Annotated in this window: 17 protein-coding genes; 2 read left to right on the forward strand and 15 right to left on the reverse strand. The window is 39.7% G+C overall.

Annotated elements, in window-relative coordinates; translation table 11 throughout:
* The first annotated feature begins 62 nt into the window (after positions 1-62).
* Positions 63-2,183: a TonB-dependent receptor gene (locus AC0JIQ_RS08385; protein WP_474201343.1), complete on the forward strand. Its 2,121-nt coding sequence runs from the start codon at positions 63-65 to the stop codon at positions 2,181-2,183.
* Between the two features lie 3 nt (positions 2,184-2,186).
* Positions 2,187-3,653 carry a PepSY domain-containing protein gene (locus AC0JIQ_RS08390; RefSeq protein WP_474201344.1) on the forward strand — a complete coding sequence of 489 codons (1,467 nt, stop codon included), beginning with the start codon at positions 2,187-2,189 and terminating at the stop codon, positions 3,651-3,653.
* A gap of 56 nt (positions 3,654-3,709) precedes the next feature.
* Here AC0JIQ_RS08390 and AC0JIQ_RS08395 read toward each other — a convergent pair whose 3' ends face one another.
* The 15 genes from AC0JIQ_RS08395 to AC0JIQ_RS08465 form a co-directional block, all read right to left on the reverse strand.
* Positions 3,710-4,450 (reverse strand): adenosylcobinamide-GDP ribazoletransferase, encoded by a 741-nt coding sequence (locus AC0JIQ_RS08395; protein WP_474201345.1) that lies wholly within the window; start codon positions 4,448-4,450, stop codon positions 3,710-3,712.
* Positions 4,451-4,548: 98 nt separating this feature from the next.
* Positions 4,549-6,132: a histidine-type phosphatase gene (locus AC0JIQ_RS08400; RefSeq protein WP_474201346.1), complete on the reverse strand. Its 1,584-nt coding sequence runs from the start codon at positions 6,130-6,132 to the stop codon at positions 4,549-4,551.
* A gap of 110 nt (positions 6,133-6,242) precedes the next feature.
* A complete protein-coding gene (locus tag AC0JIQ_RS08405; RefSeq protein ID WP_474203243.1) occupies positions 6,243-6,848 on the reverse strand; it encodes a histidine phosphatase family protein in 606 nt (201 codons plus the stop codon).
* Entirely contained in the window at positions 6,838-7,908 is a 1,071-nt protein-coding gene (cobT, locus tag AC0JIQ_RS08410; protein WP_474201347.1) for a nicotinate-nucleotide--dimethylbenzimidazole phosphoribosyltransferase, read from the reverse strand. The genes AC0JIQ_RS08405 and cobT overlap by 11 nt, the downstream gene beginning before the upstream one ends.
* A 1-nt stretch (position 7,909) precedes the next feature.
* Positions 7,910-8,428 carry a bifunctional adenosylcobinamide kinase/adenosylcobinamide-phosphate guanylyltransferase gene (gene cobU, locus AC0JIQ_RS08415; protein WP_474201348.1) on the reverse strand — a complete coding sequence of 173 codons (519 nt, stop codon included), beginning with the start codon at positions 8,426-8,428 and terminating at the stop codon, positions 7,910-7,912.
* A 2-nt stretch (positions 8,429-8,430) separates the two neighbouring features.
* The gene (locus tag AC0JIQ_RS08420; RefSeq protein WP_474201349.1) at positions 8,431-9,054 is read right to left on the reverse strand and encodes a 2'-5' RNA ligase family protein; all 624 of its coding nucleotides are present in this window, start codon (positions 9,052-9,054) and stop codon (positions 8,431-8,433) included.
* Between the two features lie 84 nt (positions 9,055-9,138).
* Positions 9,139-11,262: a bifunctional mannitol-1-phosphate dehydrogenase/phosphatase gene (gene mtlD / locus AC0JIQ_RS08425; protein WP_474201350.1), complete on the reverse strand. Its 2,124-nt coding sequence runs from the start codon at positions 11,260-11,262 to the stop codon at positions 9,139-9,141.
* Positions 11,263-11,462: 200 nt separating this feature from the next.
* Entirely contained in the window at positions 11,463-12,632 is a 1,170-nt protein-coding gene (locus tag AC0JIQ_RS08430; protein ID WP_474201351.1) for an MFS transporter, read from the reverse strand.
* Positions 12,633-12,744: 112 nt separating this feature from the next.
* Entirely contained in the window at positions 12,745-15,003 is a 2,259-nt protein-coding gene (locus AC0JIQ_RS08435; RefSeq protein ID WP_474201352.1) for a TonB-dependent receptor, read from the reverse strand.
* A gap of 9 nt (positions 15,004-15,012) precedes the next feature.
* Positions 15,013-16,263: an MFS transporter gene (locus AC0JIQ_RS08440; protein ID WP_474201353.1), complete on the reverse strand. Its 1,251-nt coding sequence runs from the start codon at positions 16,261-16,263 to the stop codon at positions 15,013-15,015.
* Entirely contained in the window at positions 16,260-16,631 is a 372-nt protein-coding gene (locus AC0JIQ_RS08445) for a hypothetical protein (protein WP_004807317.1), read from the reverse strand. The genes AC0JIQ_RS08440 and AC0JIQ_RS08445 overlap by 4 nt, the downstream gene beginning before the upstream one ends.
* Positions 16,628-17,266 carry an acinetoferrin biosynthesis acetyltransferase AcbD gene (acbD, locus tag AC0JIQ_RS08450; protein WP_004807319.1) on the reverse strand — a complete coding sequence of 213 codons (639 nt, stop codon included), beginning with the start codon at positions 17,264-17,266 and terminating at the stop codon, positions 16,628-16,630. Before acbD ends, AC0JIQ_RS08445 begins: the two co-directional genes overlap by 4 nt.
* A gap of 29 nt (positions 17,267-17,295) precedes the next feature.
* Entirely contained in the window at positions 17,296-19,113 is a 1,818-nt protein-coding gene (locus AC0JIQ_RS08455; RefSeq protein ID WP_474201354.1) for an IucA/IucC family protein, read from the reverse strand.
* Positions 19,110-20,591 carry a lysine N(6)-hydroxylase/L-ornithine N(5)-oxygenase family protein gene (locus tag AC0JIQ_RS08460; protein ID WP_474201355.1) on the reverse strand — a complete coding sequence of 494 codons (1,482 nt, stop codon included), beginning with the start codon at positions 20,589-20,591 and terminating at the stop codon, positions 19,110-19,112. The genes AC0JIQ_RS08455 and AC0JIQ_RS08460 overlap by 4 nt, the downstream gene beginning before the upstream one ends.
* Positions 20,584-22,368 carry an IucA/IucC family protein gene (locus AC0JIQ_RS08465; protein ID WP_474201356.1) on the reverse strand — a complete coding sequence of 595 codons (1,785 nt, stop codon included), beginning with the start codon at positions 22,366-22,368 and terminating at the stop codon, positions 20,584-20,586. Before AC0JIQ_RS08465 ends, AC0JIQ_RS08460 begins: the two co-directional genes overlap by 8 nt.
* Positions 22,369-22,493: the final 125 nt, after the last annotated feature.

Consider the following 22,493-nt stretch of genomic DNA (forward strand, 5'->3'; position numbering starts at 1 on the left):
ACATTACGTATCCAGTGTCTCACTGCGGTACTGCCTCGTTTATTGCTTTTATAGAGTTAAATATGAATACTCAATTTCGTTTGTCAGTATTAACGACAGCATGTCTATCGATTACCTACAGCTCAATCACTCTGGCTGAAACAGCTTCTGAAAATGAAACAAAAACCCTAGCTACAATCGTAGTCACGGCAAGTCGTGAAGGTGAATCGATAAATAATACTCCTGCTGCGATTAGCAAAATTACCAGCCAAGATATAGATGATAAACATGCCACATTCATTGGTCAGTTAGTTAATCAAACCCCAGGTGTGTTAATGAATGACTTGGGCAACGAACAACATATGATGTCGATTCGTCAACCCATCACCACTTCTGCTGTTTATCAATATTTAGAAGATGGTATTTCAATCCGTCCAGTCGGTGTGTTTAACCACAATGCTTTATATGAAGTAAATTTAGCTGGAATTGATAGCATTGAAATTTTGCGTGGCCCAGCAAGTAGCTTGTATGGAAGTAATGCAATTGGTGGCACGATTAATTTTCTAACCAAAGCACCGAGTTTAACCCCAACTGCTGATTTAGGTGTGAGTGCAAGCTCTGAAGGTTATCGCCGTTTAGACTTAGGTGCATCCAATACGTTTGATACTGAGTATGGTGAACATGGTTTAAGACTGTCTGCCTATGCAAGTGATCGTGGTGATAGCTGGCAAGATCATGCTGAAAGTAATAAGCAAAGTGTGACCTTAAGACATGATTGGCGCATATCAGATGCCACTCAAATCAAAAATATTTTCAGCTACAACCATTTAAAAACCGATATGACGGGCAGCCTTAATGCTGAAGATTTTAGCAAACGTCCAGGTTATAGCTATCAAACATTTACATATCGAGAAGTAGACTCAACCCGTCTTTCATCACAGATTAACCATTTATGGAATGATCAACAACAAAGTCAATTGACCGTATATTATCGTGATAATACAACCGATCAAAATCCGAGCTACAATATTCGCACTGATGTAAAAGATAAAAAGCCTACAGGAACTTATAGCGGGCAAACCACCTATAACGCTTTTCAATCTTATGGCTTAAATTTACAGCATTCCATTAATTTGGATCAGGTGAAATTGATCATCGGAGCAATGGCAGATCATTCGCCGAACCAAGCTCAAACCAATGATATTCAAGTTTTTCGTGATCCAAACACGCTAGTTTATACGGGTTTCAAGCAACGTCAGTTGTTACGTGATTTCAAAGTTGATGTCAATAACCAAGCATTGTACACACAAGCAAATTGGCAAGCTTTGCCAAATCTAAATTTGGTTGGTGGTGCACGCTATGATTGGATCGGTTATGACTTTGATAACAAGCTTATCCCTTCTAAAGTTACAGGTGCGCCAGATGAAAAACGTAGTTTTCACAAGGCAAGCCCTCAACTTGGTTTTGTATGGAATATCTCACCTGAATTAGATCTGTATAGCAATTGGTCACAAGGTTTTGTGCCACCAGAGGTTAGTGGTTTATATGGCGCAAATCTGGTCACACCAAACTTAAAAGAAGCTACATTTAATAATATTGATGCGGGTTTACGTTTCAAAGTTTTAGATGACCGACTGGATGGAGAAATTACCTTATATCGTTTACAAGGTAAGGATGAAATAATTAGTTATACAAAAATTGAAAATACACGTGAAATACGTGAACCTCGCAATGCAGGCAAAACCTTACATCAAGGCATCGAAATTGGTGGGACTTGGAAAATCAGTGAACTGTATGACCAGCGTTTGAAGCTATCTGGAAGTTTTGCAGAACATAAGTATAAAGAATGGCAGCCATCTTTGACACTTAATTATAGTGATAATACGATGGCAAACTCTCCAAAAAGTTTTGGCACGATTGAGTATCAAATCAAACCTATTCCAGCATTATTACTTTCGGCTGAAGGTGTTTATGTCGGTTCATATTGGATTGATGATGCTAATACTGAAAAATATGATGGGCATACCATTCTAAATTTACGTGCAAATTATCGTAAAAATGCTTATGAGGTTTATGGGCAAATTCTTAATGTAGCTGATGTCCATTATGCTGACAGTACTTCATATAGCAGTAATCAAGCTAGTTATACGCCTGCAGCACCACGAACCTATTTATTAGGTTTACGTTATCATTTTGGAAAATAAACAATGAATGCCAATCAACTCAAGAAGTTACTGAAATTTCATCGTAGCTTTGGAATGATGCTTGGCATTCTGATTTTGATGTGGTCTTTAACAGGTGTGTTGCATCCAATTATGAGTGCAACACAACCTCAACCCGTCAAACGAATGCCTCCGCCTCAGCAACTGAATTTAACAAATGCTTTGCCTGCACCTTTGGTTTTACAGCAGCATAAAATTGAAAAATTTTCAGCACTACAAACCATTCAGTTACAACCTGAACTTGTGGCTTACCGAATTTTAAAGCCAAATCAAAACATTGCGGAATACTTTGATAGTCGATCAGGTCAACTCATCACAGATGCAGAGCAACAAGATGCCAAACGTCTCGCGATTTGGTATACGGGTTTAGCCAAACAACAGATCATTTCGACTGAACTGATCACTGAGTTTAGTGATGATTATCCAAGTGTGAATCGTTTATTGCCTGTTTGGCGTGTAAGTTTTGACAATGGTTTAAGGGCTTATATCGATCCATCACAATCTCGTTTAGCCACGCTATCCAATGACCAAAAAATGTGGATGGCGAAAATATTTCGTTTAGGTCATACATGGACTTGGGGCGATCAACCGTGGATAGGACAAAGTATACTGATGCAAATTGCCTTAATTGGCATTTTGGTACTGACTTGTATGGGTATTGGATTATTTTTTAGGATTCGTAATCGCCAGAACCATCGTTTAGCTCACAAGCCAATTCGCTTTTTACATCGCTATTTAGGCATCAGTTTAAGTGTATTTATTTTGCTATGGGTATTTAGTGGTTTCTATCATGTTTGGCATAAAAAGCCAGAGATTGTGAACATTCAACCAATATTTTATACACAGGATTTAAGTGCTGTCGCATGGAAAACGGCTGTTCAACAACCAATACAACGCCTTAACCTTGTACCGCTTGCCTTTGCTCAAGATCATGCTCAAGCAGGTTGGATGATTCAATTAACAGGCAAACCGCAGTTACAAGGTAGCATGACCGCAGTCAAAGAACATGATCATAACCACCATGCTCAAAGTGCTGCCCCTGCAATTGAATTGATCAATGCGAATACCGCGACAAAATTAAATACGCTTGAGCAAAGTAAGCAGTTGGCTGCCGATTATTTACATTTGCCATTGCATCATTTTACTCAAAGCTCTTGGGTCACCAGTTTTGGTGGTGAATATGGTTTTATCAACAAACGTTTACCCGTGGTTAAAGTTGAAAGCAATTTAAGCGATCAACTCAGGCTGTATATTGAGCCAAGTAGCGGTGTGATTGCAGCGCAAGTCACTCAACAAGATGCTTTAGAAGGTTTTAGTTTTGCATATCTACATAAGTGGACATGGCTACCACTAGATAAAACTCTCAGAGATATCTTGTTAGGTAGTATTGCTGGACTCATCTTTTTATTGGTGATATTAGGTTGTACATTAGCAATTCGAAAATCGTCCTAAGTTCTTTGTTGATCCTTCTTAGTCTAAGGAGGATCAATTTTTTAGAATTAAACCCATCAAATATAAAATGAAGCCATCACAAAACTTAGCATTAAACCTGTCTCAACCAGCTCAATTGCAGCACCGACAGTATCACCAGTAATCCCACCAATTCTTTTGATAAATAAAGCTCTTAAATAAAACAATACAGCAATAAAGCAGATAAAAGTGACCAATCCCAACCATTTAAACATACAAAGCAATGCAATTGTAATGACAAAAACAGTCCATGTAAGTTTCTTTGGAATAAAATCAGTAATTGAACGTCCTAGCCCTTTATCACGAACATAAGCTGTGGTTAGAAATAAAAATAATGGAACACTACGCCCAAGCATTGGAACGAGAATCAAAAAAGCATTGAGATGCTGCTCAAGCAGTACATACAGCGCAGCAAACTTGAATAAACAAACTACAACAAGACTTAGCACACCGATTGGACCACAGTTTGGGTCTTTCATAATTCTGAGTGTACGCTCAGGATCACCAAAACCACCGACCCAAGCATCGGCTGTATCGGCTAAACCATCAAGGTGAAGCCCACCTGTAAGCCAAATCCATAACACTAAAATGATGCTGGCAATCAATAAAATTGGCAGCTTGACCAAAATCAGAGATACACCAAACAGAATGAGTCCGATCAACAAACCCACAAATGGATAAAATAAGATCGCCTGACCATTTTGTTTTGCACTGGGCAATGTTTTTAAGTTAATCGGCAAAACTGTCAAAAATTGCAAGGCAATCCAAAAAGGCGTCATGTAAGCTCAATCATATTCGATTCATAATTTAGCAATTATGAGGAAATAAAATTGGGAATAGCAAGGCTATTCCCAATTTGAAAAAACTAATGCTTGGATTATTGAACTTGGTAACATTGTTTAAGCTTCAAATAATCATAATAGAAACTGTTCGTACTATATTGTGCATATTTACATGATGGTTTAAACAAGGTCTCTTTTTCATTGTAGAGCATTTTTACCAAAATGATACCTTGGGCATTTTGATAAATATCCCACTGTAAATTCGCAGCCATTGGTGATACCACTTCACCTCTCCACGTACTATTGCTGTAGTTATAAGTTTGACGTAATGGTAGAGGCTGCATCATGTCATGTAACTCTAAACTGGTTGCCAGTGGAATCATTATTTCTGCATGTGCGAAGCGTAACACAGCGCGATGGGATTGTTTTTTATCAACGATTGCATCTACTTGCTTAAACAAATCTTGTTTTAGACCTTGAGCAATGTTGCTGGTGACAGCATTTGACTCTTGAAAGCTTGGCCCTTTCTCATAAAAATCATTTGCATCGTTAAATTCAGCATAGAATTTTGCAGCATCTACAGGCATATATTGATCAAAATTTACATTTTTTAATTCAAGCTGCATACCACCAGAAATTGAATACAGCTCATAAAGATAAGCTGCTGCATCCACAGCACTTGCAATGGTATTTTTTCCTTTCCCTTTTTCTGTAATGGTTTCACCTTTTGGCGATGTCACGGTATAAGCGCCACTATTACTGAAAGTATAACCAGCCGTACCTAATTTTTTGATAAATTCAGGCTTAAAAATTGGGCTAAGTACATTCATTGCAATTTGCTGTGCGCGTGTATCTTTTGCCAAATCATTTAACTTATTTTTTAGATATACATCTTCAGCTTCAAATTTTTGATAGGCTTGACTTGCATCATAGATTGCTTGTTGTTGTGTTGATAATGGTTTAAGCAAATCTTGATCTTTATTCAAGCTATGGAAATAAAGTTTAAAACGATCTACGCCACCATCTTCAATAGATGGAATACTGGTACTGACCAAACTTGTATATGACCTAGGTGTAATTTGATTCTTCAATTGCGGTTGTTGTTGAATCAATTCAGCAGTAAAAAACTTGGCACTATCAACCGCACGATCTACGCCTGAGCTTTGAACTAAGATAGATTCAGGTTGTGTCGCTGCTGTTTTAAATAGATCAGGTAGACGTTGTAAAAGACGGTCTGCGATACCTCGATGTTCTTGAATACCAAGCATCGTTTCATTGCCATATCCGTACTGGCGAATCCCATCTACGCCGTAACCCAGCAAAATATTTGCTTTCATCATATTTTCTAAATCAGCACCTAGTTTTTCACCTAAAGGTGTTAAAGCATTCTCAGCCTTGGCTTGTTTCCATAAATTATAAAGTGCCAAATCATATTTAATGCTGGATAATCCTCGAGAACCATGACGTGCTACTAACTCTGTAAAAACAGGTTTGAAACCCTGTGGAATTGCTTCATATTTTTTTAGATCTTGTTGTGGTTGGTATGGAGTTTTAGTCTGATAATATTTTGATACCGTGTTATTTTCTGGGATTGTTTTTGATTCTGAGTGATCGTCGTTATTACATGCCGCCAATAAAATGCTCATGCATAACATACTGCTTTTCAATAATATATTCATAATGAATTTGCTTATAGGTCAAGAAATGACATGTATCATAGGCAGTAGCAATGACAGTTCGATTACATGACCTTAGCAAATACTGGAAATAGAATAAGATTTTATAACTACTAAAATGCTGTCTTTTCAGAAAAGTGAACTTGATTATCAACTTGAGTGAGATTTAAAGCATATAATTTCCCTAACTCTGCGGGCATGGTTAATAAATCATCTAGATTTTGCTGAAGCGCCAAACAAGTCAACAATTTAATCACCCCTCCATGCGTCACAACCAATGCCTTATTCCAATTGTGTTGCTGCATTTGTACATAAATTTCATCAAAACCATGCATGACGCGTTGCTGGAATTGAAGCAAAGACTCTCCATTCGGTGCATGATATTGTGTTGGAAATTGCCAGAAATTAGCCAATAGCTCAGGTGCTGTTTCATAAATCGTTTGAGTCGCAATACCTTCCCAATCGCCAAAATGCATTTCTTTGATATGCTCATTGACCCGCATTGGCAATCCGAGTTGATTTGCCAAATGCTCTGCAAAGCAACGACAGCGCCGCAAAGGTGAACTGATAATCACATCCCAATCCACTAGAGTAGTGATGTACTGCTGAATAGTAGATTGCATTTGCAACCAACCCTGTTCAGTCAATTCATCATCCAAGTGCCCACGTAGCGTATGGCTTAAAGTCGTTTCACCATGTCGCAGTAAATCAATCTGCAACTTTATCACCTGTTACTGCCGCTTCCGCAAAAGTTGCCATTTGATTATGCAATACACAAGCAAGTTGGATCATAGATAATGCCGCCCCAGCACCACTGCCTTCCCCTAAACGTAAATTCATCGCTAAGATTGGTTGGGCATCCAATTCTTTTAGAACACGCTGATGACCATATTCTGCTGATTGATGTCCAAAAAGCATCCACTCACGGCTTTGTGGTTGAATCCGTACTGCACATAAAGCTGCGACCGAACTAATAAAGCCATCGACGATAATAGGTAAACCAATTTGCGCACATCGTAAATAAGCCCCTGTGATTGCAGCGATTTCCAAACCACCTACAGCAGCCAGAATTTTTAATGCATCATTGGCTACATTTGCTCTGTGAAGCTTTACTGCTTGATCAATCACTTTTATTTTATGTTGTAATTGCTCAATATTAATTCCTGTTCCTAAACCTGTCAGTTGCTGAGCTGATTCACTCAGCAAGAGACAAGCAAGTGCTGAAGCTGAACAGGTATTACCAATTCCCATCTCACCTGCAATAAAAATATCCGCATCTTTCGCTTTAGCAAGATCAGCGCTATTTTTACCCAACTCTAACGCTGCTAAACACTCTTGATTGGTCATTGCAGCTTGCTCTGCAAAATTTGCAGTGCCAGCACGAATAGTATGGCATTCAACTCCCACATAATTGTAACTATCGCCTACTGTCCCACAATCAATCACTTGTAAATGGGCATGATGATGTTTGGCAATCACACTAATTGCTGCACCACCCGAAGCAAAATTTTGCAACATTTGACGAGTTACTGCTTGAGGATAAGCTGAAATATTTTCTGCCACAACACCATGATCACCAGCAAAAATAGTAATCCAAGGTTTATTAATTTTAGGGAAAACTGTTCTTTGTAAAGCAGATAAATTAATCGCAATTTGCTCTAAATCACCTAATGCGCCTGTTGGTTTGGTCAATTGAAGTTGACGTTGCTCAGCTTGTTGTTTTACATCTAGATCAGGTTGTTGTACTACGGCTAAAAACCATTGCGCTTGTTCAGTCATATTATTTCTCATCTTTTAAAATCATTGGAAAGCCTGCCACACAAAATACAACTTTATTGGCGAGTTGACCTAAGTTCTGGTGTAAACGACCTGCTTCGTCAACAAAGCGACGGCTAAGCTCACCCATAGGCACAACACCTAAGCCCGTCTCATTGCTAACCAAAATAATCTTCGATTTTAATTGTGGTAATACATTTAATAATTGCTGTATTTGTTGCTGCTGCAATGCAGAGTCTTCAGCCAATAACAGATTACTTAGCCACAAGGTCAAGCAATCGATCAAAATTAGCTGATTCGCTTGATCGCATTGCAAAAGTCGATCTGCCAGATAAGTTGGTTCTTCGAACACTTGCCAATGGGCTGGACGTTGCTGCTGATGATGCGCAATACGCTGCTGCATTTCTGTATCTAAGGCCTGCGCCGTTGCAATATAAATGACCGATAAACCTGTCTCTTTGGCTGTTTGTTCTGCCAAACGACTTTTACCTGAGCGCGCCCCACCTAAAATCAGTTGCAACATATCTAACCTAGTTCAATTTGCTGATAAGGATATAGGAATCCTTGTAAAATCTGTGCCTTATAATAACCAAAAGTCAGTTTTTTGACCTCAATATTTATAGTTTTTATTGAAAGTTGTTCTATCCGCTCAAGTACAATATCACTCTGCCAAGCTTCACGATACAAGCCTAAAGTAATATGCGGACAATATTCAAGTGCTGCAATTTCCCCAGATACTTGAGCAAATTGCTGACGAATTTGAGTTAGTACACCCTGCTGATCTTTAATCTGTAGAAACAAAGCACTACTAAAGCTATCGATCTGTGTGATTTCAAGCTCAAAAGGTTTGAGCTGTAATGCTTCAACTAGCTTGATCTGCTGCTGTAATTGTTGAATCTGAAAATCATCGTCGTATTGCTTAACAGTAGGCTGCAAGAAACCGCACACAAATAAAGTAATGTGATATTGGCGCTGCTGTGCAGGAAGCAATAGATTTGAAAATTGTGCTTGGATTTCATCTAAATATTGAATCAACTCAGGTTGATCAATCTCTATATACCAAAGCCCATAATCTGAACGGCCCTTGTGCCATTCGGGATAATCACGCATTTCAGTTGCAATCAGTTGGGTCTCTGCTTGTAATAACACAACTTCAGCATCATAGATAAAGTTGCGTTATTCAAACATAAACCCAGATAGAAGTTAAGGTACTTTCACCGTGATCATTGCCGCTTATACAGTTAGAGGTTTCAATTCCTCCAACTGTGACATGAATGCATTATCATTGAGTTGCGCCTGAATTCCGTGATAGAGCTGGTTTAATAAGGCTTTCTTCTGATTTTCAGTGATGTCCATATGCTCAATATTGGTCTGGACATGTTTTACAATCTTAATCTCGTCCAGCTCAAGCATTTTCAGCGCATAGGCATAGCCATAAATTGCACCTTGCATTAACTTCTGGTAAGGAAGTTGCTGCTGCACATGAGATTCTAAACTGCCTAAAACACGCTCATTCAGATTGAGTTTTCTAAGCGGATCACGAGCTACACGCTCACATGGATCTTTATAGGCGGCTCGGCAAGAATGCAGAAAACTTTCCGCCATCCGACCCAGTTCTTTGGCTTGGTTGGGAATCATATTAGCCAAACCCAATTTAACTTCGTTGACCACCTGCTCTGCATATTTCATGATTTTGGAATCGGCCATAGCGATACCAATGGTTTCATGTCCAAGTGCACTGGCATACCACGCCAACATGGCATGACAGCCATTCCATAGCCGATTTTTAATGATTTGAATCTCAGAAATCTGATCAACTAAAATCATTTGACGCATTTTGCTCAACAATGGACTGCGATTTTCCACGTAAATCGGCATATCCATTTCACTATGGAATAGGATCAAATCCATATTTTGTAGAAATTGCCCAGTTTGAAACTGCCCACGCATGTCTTCTAAACAATGAGTAATCTGCTGTTCTTGCTTTTCAGTGAGGGCGGTTTCCTCTGTAAGTTCAATCGTTTCAGGATTGAGATCATTTTGATATTGTTTAAATAAATTGTGCTTAATATTGAGCTGACGATATAAGGCTTGATCCGTCAGTTTTGACACCATTCGATTGACCACGGTATCGCAAAAATAATGTTCACTTAAAATATGTTCTGCAACATCTTCATCCGTCATAGAAAGTAAGGCTTCACGGATATGTTTTAAGACCAAATACTTTGCGCACACTTTATTCAGAATAATCAAAAAGGTAATCGGCTCATTGTTGTCTGCATCAGCTGACATAAAACGGGCCAATAGTCCCTTCGCAATCGTTTTCGCCTCGGACTCAATTGCCTGTTCTGGCAAACACAGTGCGATCAGGCTAGATTGCATATACATCTCTAACATCTGCTGTTCATTGTCAGCATCAATCACAGTGAGATTATCAATACGCTCATCATAGGAAGACTGACCATATCGAATACTATAGCTGCCAAAACTGTTCACGGATTCCAAATAAAGACGATTTCTGGTTGATGCCAGAATGCGTTTTGGGCGTGTGTAACCATCCCAATAGGACAAAATCTGTGCCACATATCCCCCACCGATAGCACCAAAGCCATGGATCCCAACAGTCAATTGATTGACACTTTGTGGAAATAATTCTTGTAATTGTGGCATACCCATTTCAGGGATATATTGATCCAAAGCATTCAGGCACTCATACATGTCCTGATAATAGAAATTTGCTTTAGAGAGCATATGATCATTGGGTTCTTTAATATCTTTGAATAAAATCGTGATACCACCAGCTTCATAGGCTGAACAAATCCCGTTTTCCGAATCTTCAAACATTAAACATTGTTGCGGTTGTAAATTTAGCTTCTGCGCCGCTTTTAAAAAGATTTCTGGATGCGGTTTTCCTTTTTCAACTTCATCCCCACAAACCAACAAATCAAAAAATTTATAAACATTGGTATTAATTAGATATTCTTCTGCAATTGCTCGACGACTTGAGGTCGCAACTGCCATTTTTAGACCAGACTTTCTTAAACGTTCTAGAACTTGAACCAAACCTTTTTTAATCGGCACACCATTTTTACGTACAGACTCCAATTCCACCTCATCTGCACGTTTGCGAATGGCAGTATAAGGAACATCTGTACCATAAAACTTTTGTGCCAGTTGCTCCGATGCTTTGGCACTTAAGCCGAGACACTGCATCAAATATTCATCTGAAAATTCCTGTCCAATCAGCTCTTTTGATGCCTGTTTCAATGTCTGGAAGCGCAGGCGCTCGGTATCAAACATTGTTCCATCCATGTCAAAAAGTGCGCCTTGAACAGGATAATCATGAAAAATAAGCATCTTTACTCCTTTATCTATCTTGTTATGACGTTTTATAGGGTACATAAAAAATCCCGTTAAAATCCAAAACGTCAATAAATGAAATAAATTTGATTAAAAAATAAACACAAAGGCGCCTGATCATAGCAATATATGACTGAAACAGTCGGAATACTTGCATTATGAGGAAAAAGATGAGTCATTTTTAGCCAAAACCCCTTTTATTCATCAAGTAGCAATGCGGTTTCACCGTCTTTTCGAATCAACATCCAACTAAAATAAAGGCCAATCGATAGGGTTAAGAACAGTAATAAATAGAATGGGAAATGGGTATTAAAACGGTACAGGAATGTACTGAGTAAGGGACCAACAATTAAACCTAATGCCTGTGTCGCCATACAAAAACTTGCCATCTTAACCTGTGACTGTTGTGATACAGCCTGAGCAGCGCCTGTGGTAAATGCAGGTAATAAACATGCGACAGAAATACCATAAAAAATATAACTGGCCTGAAATACAAAAATTGTAGGTGCGTAGAGTGAAAGTAATAGACCAAAACACATGGTGACTAAACCAATAATCACCAAACTATTTAATTTGAGTTTAAACACTTTCACGATTAAAAGCTGAGTTAGCACCAAACAGACCCCAACAACCAACATGCATTGAGAAAAATAAACTGCACTCTGTTGGCTACTGAGATAAAACTTATCCTGAATATAAAAACCTGCCGTCATATTTAAAGTCACAATTGCAACATAAGTGACAAAACCTAGAGTTAACCAGATCAGACTTTGCTTCAGAATTGGCTCATTCACTCGTGCATTATCTTTATCTTGTTGCGAATTGAATGACTCAGCCTGAACTTGCGGACTTTTACTAAACAGCATGCCGAGTGCAATACTGACTAAGCCAAGTAAAACCACAGCAATCCACATTGGGAAAAGTAAACCACCAAACAATAAAACTGAGGTTGCAAACGGGCCGATAATCATCCCAAAACTATTCATTGCACCAAACATCGCCATTTGCTTGCTACGTTCAGCGGCTTCACTCGCATGTGTCATTACATAGCTTTGCAGACCAATTTGTGGCAAAGCCATAAAAATACCTGTAGAAGCACGACTCAATACCAGTAAAATAAAAATGAATAACGTGGGTAAAATCGCTTGTGATCCAAAATACAGAATCAAGGTGAAAATAGCCCAAGTAAAGGTCATTCCCCAAAAGCCATAATTGACGAGTTGGTTAGGAGATAGCTGATTTTTCTTTTTCGCAATCCAGATCGAGGCAATTGCCATACAGATTGCCCCTGCTGAAACAATCACACCACCTTGGAATTCAGATAAATGTAATTGTCGTGTCAATGGGGCAAGTAAAGGGAGAATCATGGAAAAACAAGTTCCATTGATCAAAGCAGCTAAAGCTAAAAATTTTAGATTATTGTTCATCATCAAAATCATCAAAAGAAAAGGCATCTAAACAGATGCCTTTTTGATTAGATTAGTATTTGAGGGTATAGCTCAAACCATAAGTACGACCTTGTGCAGGCAGGCTAGAGATAGGACCATATACTGCTTCAGCTGCTTGACTAAATACAGTTTTATATTCTGTATTCCAGACGTTATAAACACCAAAGCCTACTGTTCCAGGACCAGCTTTCGCATTGGCAATCACATCCATAACAGCATAGCCTTTGATCTTAGTCGCTGCATTTGGGCGAACATTGGTATCATATTTCGCCTTTAGAGAATCTTCATATGCTTTATCCGTTCCCTTCACAGCTAACATCTGCACTCTTAGACCATTGCCTTTGTCATCGTTCCATTCACCAAACAATGTACCTTTGACTGGTGAAACTTGTAAGGCATTCAGTTCACGCCAAGAACCACCCGCATCCTTAAATTGTCCACGCGTATAGGCTATTGTTCCACCAACATTGAATTGATCTAGAATCGGCATACTCGCATTCGCTTCAACGCCGTAAATTCGTTGATCTGTATCTGCAACGGTGACTGAACGATCCGCTTTAAATTGAACCACTTTATCTGATGTATTATAGAACGTAGTTAAACCTAAATTTGCGCCAAGGTCATTTTGGAATCTCCAACCAAGTTCATAGTTGTTGACCGTAATTGGATCGACATTACCTGAGCGAACGACATAACCTGCTGAGACATCGCGTAATACGCGTTGAATATCAGGTAAACTAAAACCTTGTGAGAAATTGGCAAATACTTGTTGCTGATCATTTAATTTATAAACTGCCCCTAAATTAAACAATGTCTTATCATGTTTTACAGAGCCCGCTGTGACTGTACCGACGGGTTGGCCCGTGATATCCCCTTGAATGGCTGCGACTGTGGGCTTAAATGCTGTGGTATCACTTTCAATACGTTGATAACGCAGACCTGCCTGTACATTTAATGCATCAGTTAAGTCATAATTCCCTTGAATAAATGCACCTAAATTTTTAATGGTCGCATCTGGGCCAAAATCATAGGTACGTCCTGTATTATTATATTTCAGTCCATTGTTAGTAAAACTATATAAGTCAGCTACTTGCTTATCTTTTTCATGGTCATAATCGATACCATAAGTCAACTTTAAATCACGATCTGCAAGATTAAGCTTTGATGTCATTGCAGCACGTATCCCAGCGACATCAATATCAGACTCTGATTGATAGGCTAAGTAGTACCCTGCTGGGATAAAGTTACTGAGTACCGTTGGATAAAAACGCGCTTTCTCATTACGATAATAAGCTTCTACATTCAGTTCTTGACCCAATAAGTCAGTATTTTGATACTGAGCATTAACTGCGTAGCGTTTAGTAAATGGTTGATCGTCAATTTCAAAACCTTTTAAAGCTTTTAAGCTAGGAGCATTACCCCTTAAAACTGCAAAATCAGGACCGTAATCAGGACCGTAATCAGAGTCTTGTTTATCGTCATAATATTGTGCACCAACACTTAACTTCTGTTTATCTGTAAATTGCCAGCTTAAACGTCCATTGACATCAACAGTTTCTGTATCTTGGCGGTCGGTCTGTGCGATTTCTGGTCCAATTCGATTGCCATGACTGTCTTGAATTTCACCACGCTTGGTATAACCAGCTCCAAGGAAACCATTCCAATCCCCTTGGTTAAAAGCAACTGATTGATATGCTTCATAGGCTAAGGCATCATTTTTAAAATTATCACCAGAGGTTACACCGAGTTTTGACTCAAAGTTTAAGCCATCACCAGCACCCTTTTTAGTAATGATGTTAATGATCCCACCCGTTGCACCAGAACCATAAATACTGCTTGCACCAGAAACAACCTCGACACGCTCAATTGAATCAGGGCTGATACTATTTAATTGACGTGATGCGTCTCGCGATCCTGTTTGTGCTACACCATCAATTAATATCAGCACCTGACGGCCGCGCATGGTTTGACCGTAGTTGGTTGTTGTACCACTACTTGGACTCAATGAAGGAACGAGTTGAGCTAAAATATCTGCAAGTTTTCGACCAGCAGCAGCTTGTTGCTCAATTTGTTTTTGTTCGATTGATTGTACTGTCCCTGCAATTTCCGCAATACTTTGAGCTGAACGGGTTGCTGTCACCACGATCGGTGCAAGTTGTGTTGGTTTTTGACTTGTTACAGCAGCAGTCGTTTGAACAGACGCATCTGCTTCAACTGTTTGAGCATATAGCTGAGTACTGATTGCTAAGCTTAACAGCGTTAATGATGTTGAAAGTGAACGTACTTTCATAAATTACCCCTAGGTGAGTTGTTCCGTTTGTTTTGCTTTGTGGATTAACACTTGGCTGAGCAAGACGCTCAACACAGATGCTGCTGCGAGAATGAGATAGAAATTTCCATAACCAAATGCTTTGGCCAAGAAGCCAGACATTGCACCGCCAATGAAATAAACCAAGAGTTCAAAACAGACCAAAATAGTGAAGTCTGTTCCAGCTTGTTCCTTAGAGCTGGTATGCATGAAGTGCGCATATAAAGCAGTCATCGCGATATAACGAATCGCCAAAATAACCACAACAAATAGCCCCAATAACATGTGCCACTGATTAAACCAGCTGAGTAAGACCGCGATGCCCAGTAAGGCATAGACCAAACTGCGTGCCCAACCAGCCCAAATCAGTAATTGTGTTGCTGCAATTTTTTTTAACAGGAATGCGGCTGTTACTGCTGCCAATAAACCAATGCCCGCGCCAATCACAGACATCAGTACACCAATCTCTGCCAATGACCATTTTTGATCAATCAACATCGGATTCAGCATGGCCATTGCTGGCGCTTCGACTACGCGATAACAGACAATCAAAGCCAAGGCCCATAGCATCTCAGGGCGCTTAAAGGCTCGAATCAGGCTTGGCGGTTGTTTGGCAATTTTTTCAGTATTGGTTTTTTCTTTAATTTGAAACACTGCAAGCATGGTGAATGCTGTCATTGCAGCTAAACAAATCAGCGCTGTTTGCCAACCATACAATTGATAAAGCCACAAAGTTGCAGCACCACCAATCATACTGCCCAGTGCCACACCAATACTTTGTGCCATACTGCCTAATCGGTATTCAGATTCAGAAAAGGTTTCAACGGTATAACCATCAATCGCAATATCTTGGGTTGCGGCAAAGGTTGAAATCCATAAACCGACAATAACAAATACACTTAGACCATAATCGAATTGTGTCAAAGCCAAGGCAACGACACCTAATACCAAGGCGATTTGAGTGAATAAAAGCCAAGTTTTGCGTTTACCAAGTGCCTTAAAATAAAAACGATCAATTAAGGGTGCCCAAAAAAACTTAAATGCCCATGGGATATACAGCAACGACAACATGCCAATCCAGCGTAGATCAACCCCTTGATGACGCAGAATCGCAGGTAAGGCAACATTGTAAAAGTACAGCGGCAATGCATGTGCAAGGTACAACACCACCACCACAGATAAACTCAGTGCAGAGACTGTTTTGATTGGAAAATCTTGGTCAGGTTTTATTTGTTGATTCATAAATACCTCTGCATCGCCCATTGCACGGCATCGGTCTTTTCTAAACTGACAAAATAAGGAACATGCCAAGCTTTTTGCAAAGCTGGTGTGTCTAATCGAATACGATCTGCCTCATCTTGGGCAATGCGAGCAAGGCCTAAACAATATTGATAAAAATCTTGTTTATATTGTTTGTACCATTTCCCCTGAATGACCCGATATTCTTCGGGAAATTCAGTGTTCGGTTCGGTTTGCATAATCAGCACAAAACTTCTTTTTTGTTCGAAATATTGTTGAATATGCATTAACCATTGCTCAAATTCTGCCACTGAGACATGCGCGGCAAAACGCATGTCCAAGATGTGCATCTCATTGATAGATAGGCTCATGTAACACTCAGGATTTTGGCTGGCTGATTGGCTAGCTGTTGTTGTGACGTTTGGTAATATTCACCAAACTTGTTATAAAAAGTTTCTCTAAAGCAGTAATACAACATTGCCGTTTTTTCTGGCATAGGAATTAAACGTTGAGTTTCGTAGCAGAGTTCTGCAACCACAGCGGCATAAGGTTTAACAGTATGATCAGGCTCACCCACAATTTTTTTCGCTTGTGAATGTTCAAAAATGTAGAAGCTGAGCAAACGAATGGTTGGACGTAAAAAGCCCTTACCAAACACGGATTTATCACCAAATAGCAAATGCCAACCGAGATCATTGTCATCACCTTCGTAATAACGACCTAAACGATCACGCTTACCTTCATAGATTTCGGTATAACCCACATCTTTGCCGTCCACACCCACAATCAATAAACGTTGATGGTCATCTGCCAGCATCTTGTCGAAGTAAACCTGTAAATCCAATTCTGACTTATTCAATTGCCACTGTGGAATGACATGTGGTTCATGCATCCATTGATGTAGCAAAGGAATATCTTGTGGGTATTGCACTTGGCGTAAGTAATATTGTGTGCCATCTTCGTGGTATTCAAAATAATCTGGTAATTGCTGAGAAATAGTTTTCATATCGAACCTTTATAAATTTAGAAAAAGACTTAACCCGCTTTCGATTCAGCTTGTTGAGCTGACCATTCAGCCAATGTTTCAGGGCTCACTGGATTTGCAATTGGATCAAGGAAAACAGGCACAGGACGTTCTGCTTCATCGTTATAACTGGTGGTAAATAAACGAACACGGTTTAAACAAATTTTGGTGTACGTTGGGCGCAGCATGGCAAATTTTTCAGCTCGCTCAGCCAATTCTGGATGTTGTTGGTTAAACGCAACAATGGTGTTGGAAATGGTCTGCCAGAAATCGAGTTCTGAATATTCAGGATAGTCTTGTAGGAACACATTACAGATATAACGGTAATGCACCATAAATAGACCTGTGAAAATGAAATGACTTAAATCTGTCGCTTCGTGACGTAATAACAAACCGCCTTCAGATGGCAATTGAGCCAATTCAGGGAAATCCTCATCCACTAAATTGATGTCATCAATGAAGTCTTTTAATACCAATGCTTTTGGCACACCATTTTCATGTACCAACATGGTGTTTTCGCCATGTGGTGAAAAAGCTAAACCGTAGCGGTATAGGCAAAGCAATAATGGACTCAAACAGACTTGTGCAAATTGTGCTAACCAAGCCAAAGGACTTAAACCAGATGCTTGAATCAGTACTCTTAGGATCGATTGACCTGAAATATCCCGATGCAAAAGTGCTGCCTGAGAAAGCACTTGTTGAGATTGATCAACATAGCGATCAACACTTTCACGCCATAAGCAGCCAAACAATTCTTTAAATTGGTAAGGTGCACCTTCGATTTGGTCAAAACATGGTTGATGAATAGTCAATGTCGCAATTTCACCTAAGAAAATTACACCGGTATTCTGTAAGTCTTGATCTTGCTGATGAATTTGCTTTAACCATGCAGTCACTGCTGGAGCTGCAAGATTACGCTTAGACGGCAATCCACGATAGACAGCAGTATTAAAGATACTTACTGGTAGTTTAATGTAATGACGTTGTAGGTTTGATGTGTTGCATAATGTCCGAATAGACTGCATTGGCACATAGCTGTCTTGGCTAATGTTCAGCTCAATAATTTTTTGGTCGACAATTTCATTGGCATAAGTTGAAACCAGCCATTGATGCCATTGCCAAGCATGTACAGGAATCAAAAAGTAATTTTGCGGATCTAAATTCTTTTCTTTCAAAATTTGGATGAACTGTTGCAGCTCATTGGCATCAAATTCATGTTGATATAAACCACAGGCATCCCACTGCTCTGTACTGCGGAACTCAGCCAAATCACGATGTACGGCCAACCATAAGACTTTAACTTCAGGTGATAATTCTGGTGCAGCGCTTAAATGGTCATCATAACCAAAGCCTATGCGCCCTTTACTCATGATCAACCAAGGATGACCACGTAACATGCCTTCAACTTTATAGTGCGGTTCAGTCAGCACCGCTGTGCTTGGTAAACGCGCTTCATTAAATAAATGCGCTTCTGCCAACCAAGTATTATTCATTTCCTTAATCAAATAAGCTTTGGTGAATGGCTTTACGTTTGCCTTGTCAGACATTGCGACAATAAACTCATGTAAATTCCAAGCAGGCTGATCACTGTGCTGACCGTTGCTTACATCACGTACTGAGCCTTCCTGAATATTCCAGTGTCCAAGCAAATATGGGTGGCCTTGGAATTCATAATGACGATTGCCTAAATCTAACTGATAACGTCCTGCTGATAAGGCTTTAACTTCAATAATTTCTTCATATAGAAACTCTGCAATCGCCATTTCAATGAGACGCTGTCCAGCGGCACGCCATTGCTGCTGATTAATTTTTAAAGTTGCAAAGTTCATATCAATTTCTCATAAGTTGAATGTACAGACACAGTTTGTGTACGTGTATTTGCACAACGACTAGCTGCATGCGTTGTAATCGTGCTTTGTTCTGTTTTCTTTAAAATAGACTGGTTTTGGCTCACAGCTTTTTCAGAAACACCCTCGACTGAAAGTGCTTGGTCATCTGCCATTTGGATTTTAGGATTCTGAGTGAGCTCAAAATGCTGGAAGGTCTGCGCCTGCTGATCAAGTTCATAAAGCGACTCACCAAGTAAGTGGTTAATAATCGTCGCTGCACGATAAGCGCCAAGCCCTAAGTCTGGTGTACCGACCCCATGACTATGCATTTCCTGATTCTGGACAAAGATATGGCCATTTAGATGATGTACAACACGATAGTCTTCAGTGATTTGCCAACGCTGTTTATGATCAAATTCAATATAAGGTTTCAGCAACTGCATAAAACTAAAATCAGGGGTAAAGTAACCTGTTGCAGCAACCAGGAAATCACAATCTAAATGGAAAGCCTGTGTCGTAGCGCGATGTTGGAAATGCAGTCGAATTTTGTGCGTATCTAAGACTTCAGCATCTTTCAAATCACATTGGCTATGTAAATGTGTCTGCAAACTTTGACCCGCAATGCTACGGTGATAAAGTTTTTGATAGATTTCACGGATGGTCTTTGCACTAATGCCCTTGTATAACAAGGACTGCTGCTGCAATTGTTGCTCTTTCTTTTCAGCTGGCAAAGCATAAAAATGCTGTGCATAGTCTGGGCTAAAATGTTCCAGCCCCAATGGTGCATATTCCATTGGGAAGAAGCCCTGAGAACGAGTAAACCAGTGTAGGTCGAACTGATGATTGGCTGTATCTTGCTGCTCATCAAACAGATCAATAAAGACTTCAGCCGCGGATTGCCCTGAACCAAGTACTACAACATCGCCGTGTAAATCTGTATCGACATGCGTCATATATTGTGCAGAATGCAGACATTTTTGTGGTTGCTGTTGCTGTACTTTGGCCAAACATTCAGGCAAGTAAGGCACATTGCCGCTGCCGATGATCAGATGACGGCATAAATAACTGTGCTGAACACTCTCCGATTCCACCACGACTTTAAAGCCAATAGTTTGAGGTTCGATCTTCAAAACACGAGATTGGTATTCAATACAATCCAGTTGTTCTGCAACCCATTGGCAGTAATGGTTATACTCACAACGTGGAATATGCGGCTGCTCTAAAAAGTAAAACTTATATAAACGTTGCTGATGGCGCAGATAATTCAAAAAGCTAAATGGGCTGGTTGGATCAACCATGGACACCAGATCAGCCATAAACGGCACTTGTAATACCGTATTGGGTAACTGCATCCCTGCATGCCAATCAAACTGAGCTTTCTGTTCGAAAATTGCGTAGTTCAGCGTACTTTTATTATGCAGCAGGCTGGCCAGACTCAGATTGAATGGCCCTAAACCAATTCCAATAAAATCAAGCATAACTGACATCCTTCTGTGAAATACGCAGCGGATTTGGCAGTTCTACATAGACAGATTGGTTCTCGACAGGCGCAATCAGTTCATCTAATTCATGTAAACGTGTGAGCAAATTACCTTTATAAGGCAGCGTTGAATTAAACAATAATCCCTGTAATAAGCTACTGTCTGGATATTGCTGCAATTGCTCCTGCAAGAAACTTGTTAGATGCCCCAGTAATTCATCTTCAGTAATATAGCCTGTTGCGCCAATCGCATTGATAATGCCAAACAAGGTATTGCCAAAGAAATAATAGCTAAAACGTTCATCCACGAAATCTTTAGGCCCGACTGCAAACGCTTTTTCTTTCAGTTCAGGCAACGCTTGCAAAATTTCAGTAGCAAACTCTTCGATATAATAAAAACCTTGGTTATCACGTAACCATAAGGTTTTAGGAAAATGATTTTCTAATTCCAATAGCACATTTTGCTGATGTGATTCAAAGGCCATGCCATGGCGATGATATAGATACATCAACGGTTGCAAACTAACTTCAAGGAAACGATTAAACCAATCCAGAGCAATTTCTGAGAAATCGGTTTCGTGATGTGCTTTTGCAATTTTTGCAAATAAAGCATTAAAACGATTTAGAGGTTTATTTGGATGATCCTGACATAGCGATGCAATACAAGTGACTTGCTGTTGAGGATGGAATGGCTGATCGCGGAAAATACAGATACTTTCATTCACCACCTCATCATCAATTTTCAAAGCAATCCATGCTGGATCATTTACTGCTTTTAAGCTTGGGCACTGCTTTAAAATATTCTGACCAAATTCACTGTGCCATAGACGATGAGTGAGCTCACCACGGTGGCATTCTTTGGCTAAATTGACTCGAATAGAGTTGGTGATCATCACCGAAAGTGATGGTTTTACCATCCACGGCGCATTAAAACTCGCCAATGTTCGGATCGAAGTAGTTGGAGAAAATTGCCAGCCTCGTAAGCCTAAATCAATTAACTGCCCCGTTTGTTTTAAACGTTCAAACCAAGGCTTACTTTGCAGATAGCGGGCTTGCCATGGATGTAACGGGAGTAATTTATATGCTGTGTGAGTCTTGAGAAGATTTAGATCATTTTCAGACAAATACCACTGTAACGCTGTTTTTAATTGAGCTGAAATACTTTCATCCGTAGCACTGCCTTCTGAGATATAGTCCTGATGAACCAGCCAATAATATAGTTGCGTCTTGCCTTTGTGTTCAGGTGAAAACTTTAACCAGTCTTCATGTACAAAACCTGTTCTACTTTTTGGCGCTGGATGCATGCTATGCCCTAGAATCAGTGCCTGTTCGGTTTCAATAAAATTCTGGCCTGCTTTTACCAAGTCGTCGAAATCAGCTTCGCGCTGCGCTAAAAACTGTTGTAATGCATCACGACTCTGAATCCACTTCTCCAGTAAAGAAGCTGCATCTAATGGAAGAGAGGACTCAAAAACCAATTCCTCAAGCAATAGCCCGACAATTGCAACAGTACTAAATGGTTTGACTTGTCCATGGATAATAATTTGTGGAAGATCTGCTAAACGATATCGCCCGACTCGACTGACATAAGATAAAGGGAAATTACATTGCGCTTGAATAGAATGGATAGGGATGGATAACAGCGTCAAACCTTGGCTAAACGCTTGTTGTTGTGGACTTTGCTGACTGTTATCTAGCAAGTGACCTTTGCCAGTTTCTTGCGTATATGCGTTGACGAAGTGTTGTATCGCCAACCGATTGGCAAGTGATTGCATCTGTCGGTATCCTCTTATAAAGAGAGAGTTAATTTTTTTTCGAATGTTTTGAGCTCTAAACAAACCTTATTACAATGTTATTCACTGCAAATAAGATTTAATTAATGATAATTATTATCATTAAT

Source organism: Acinetobacter sp. FB (assembly GCF_056033405.1).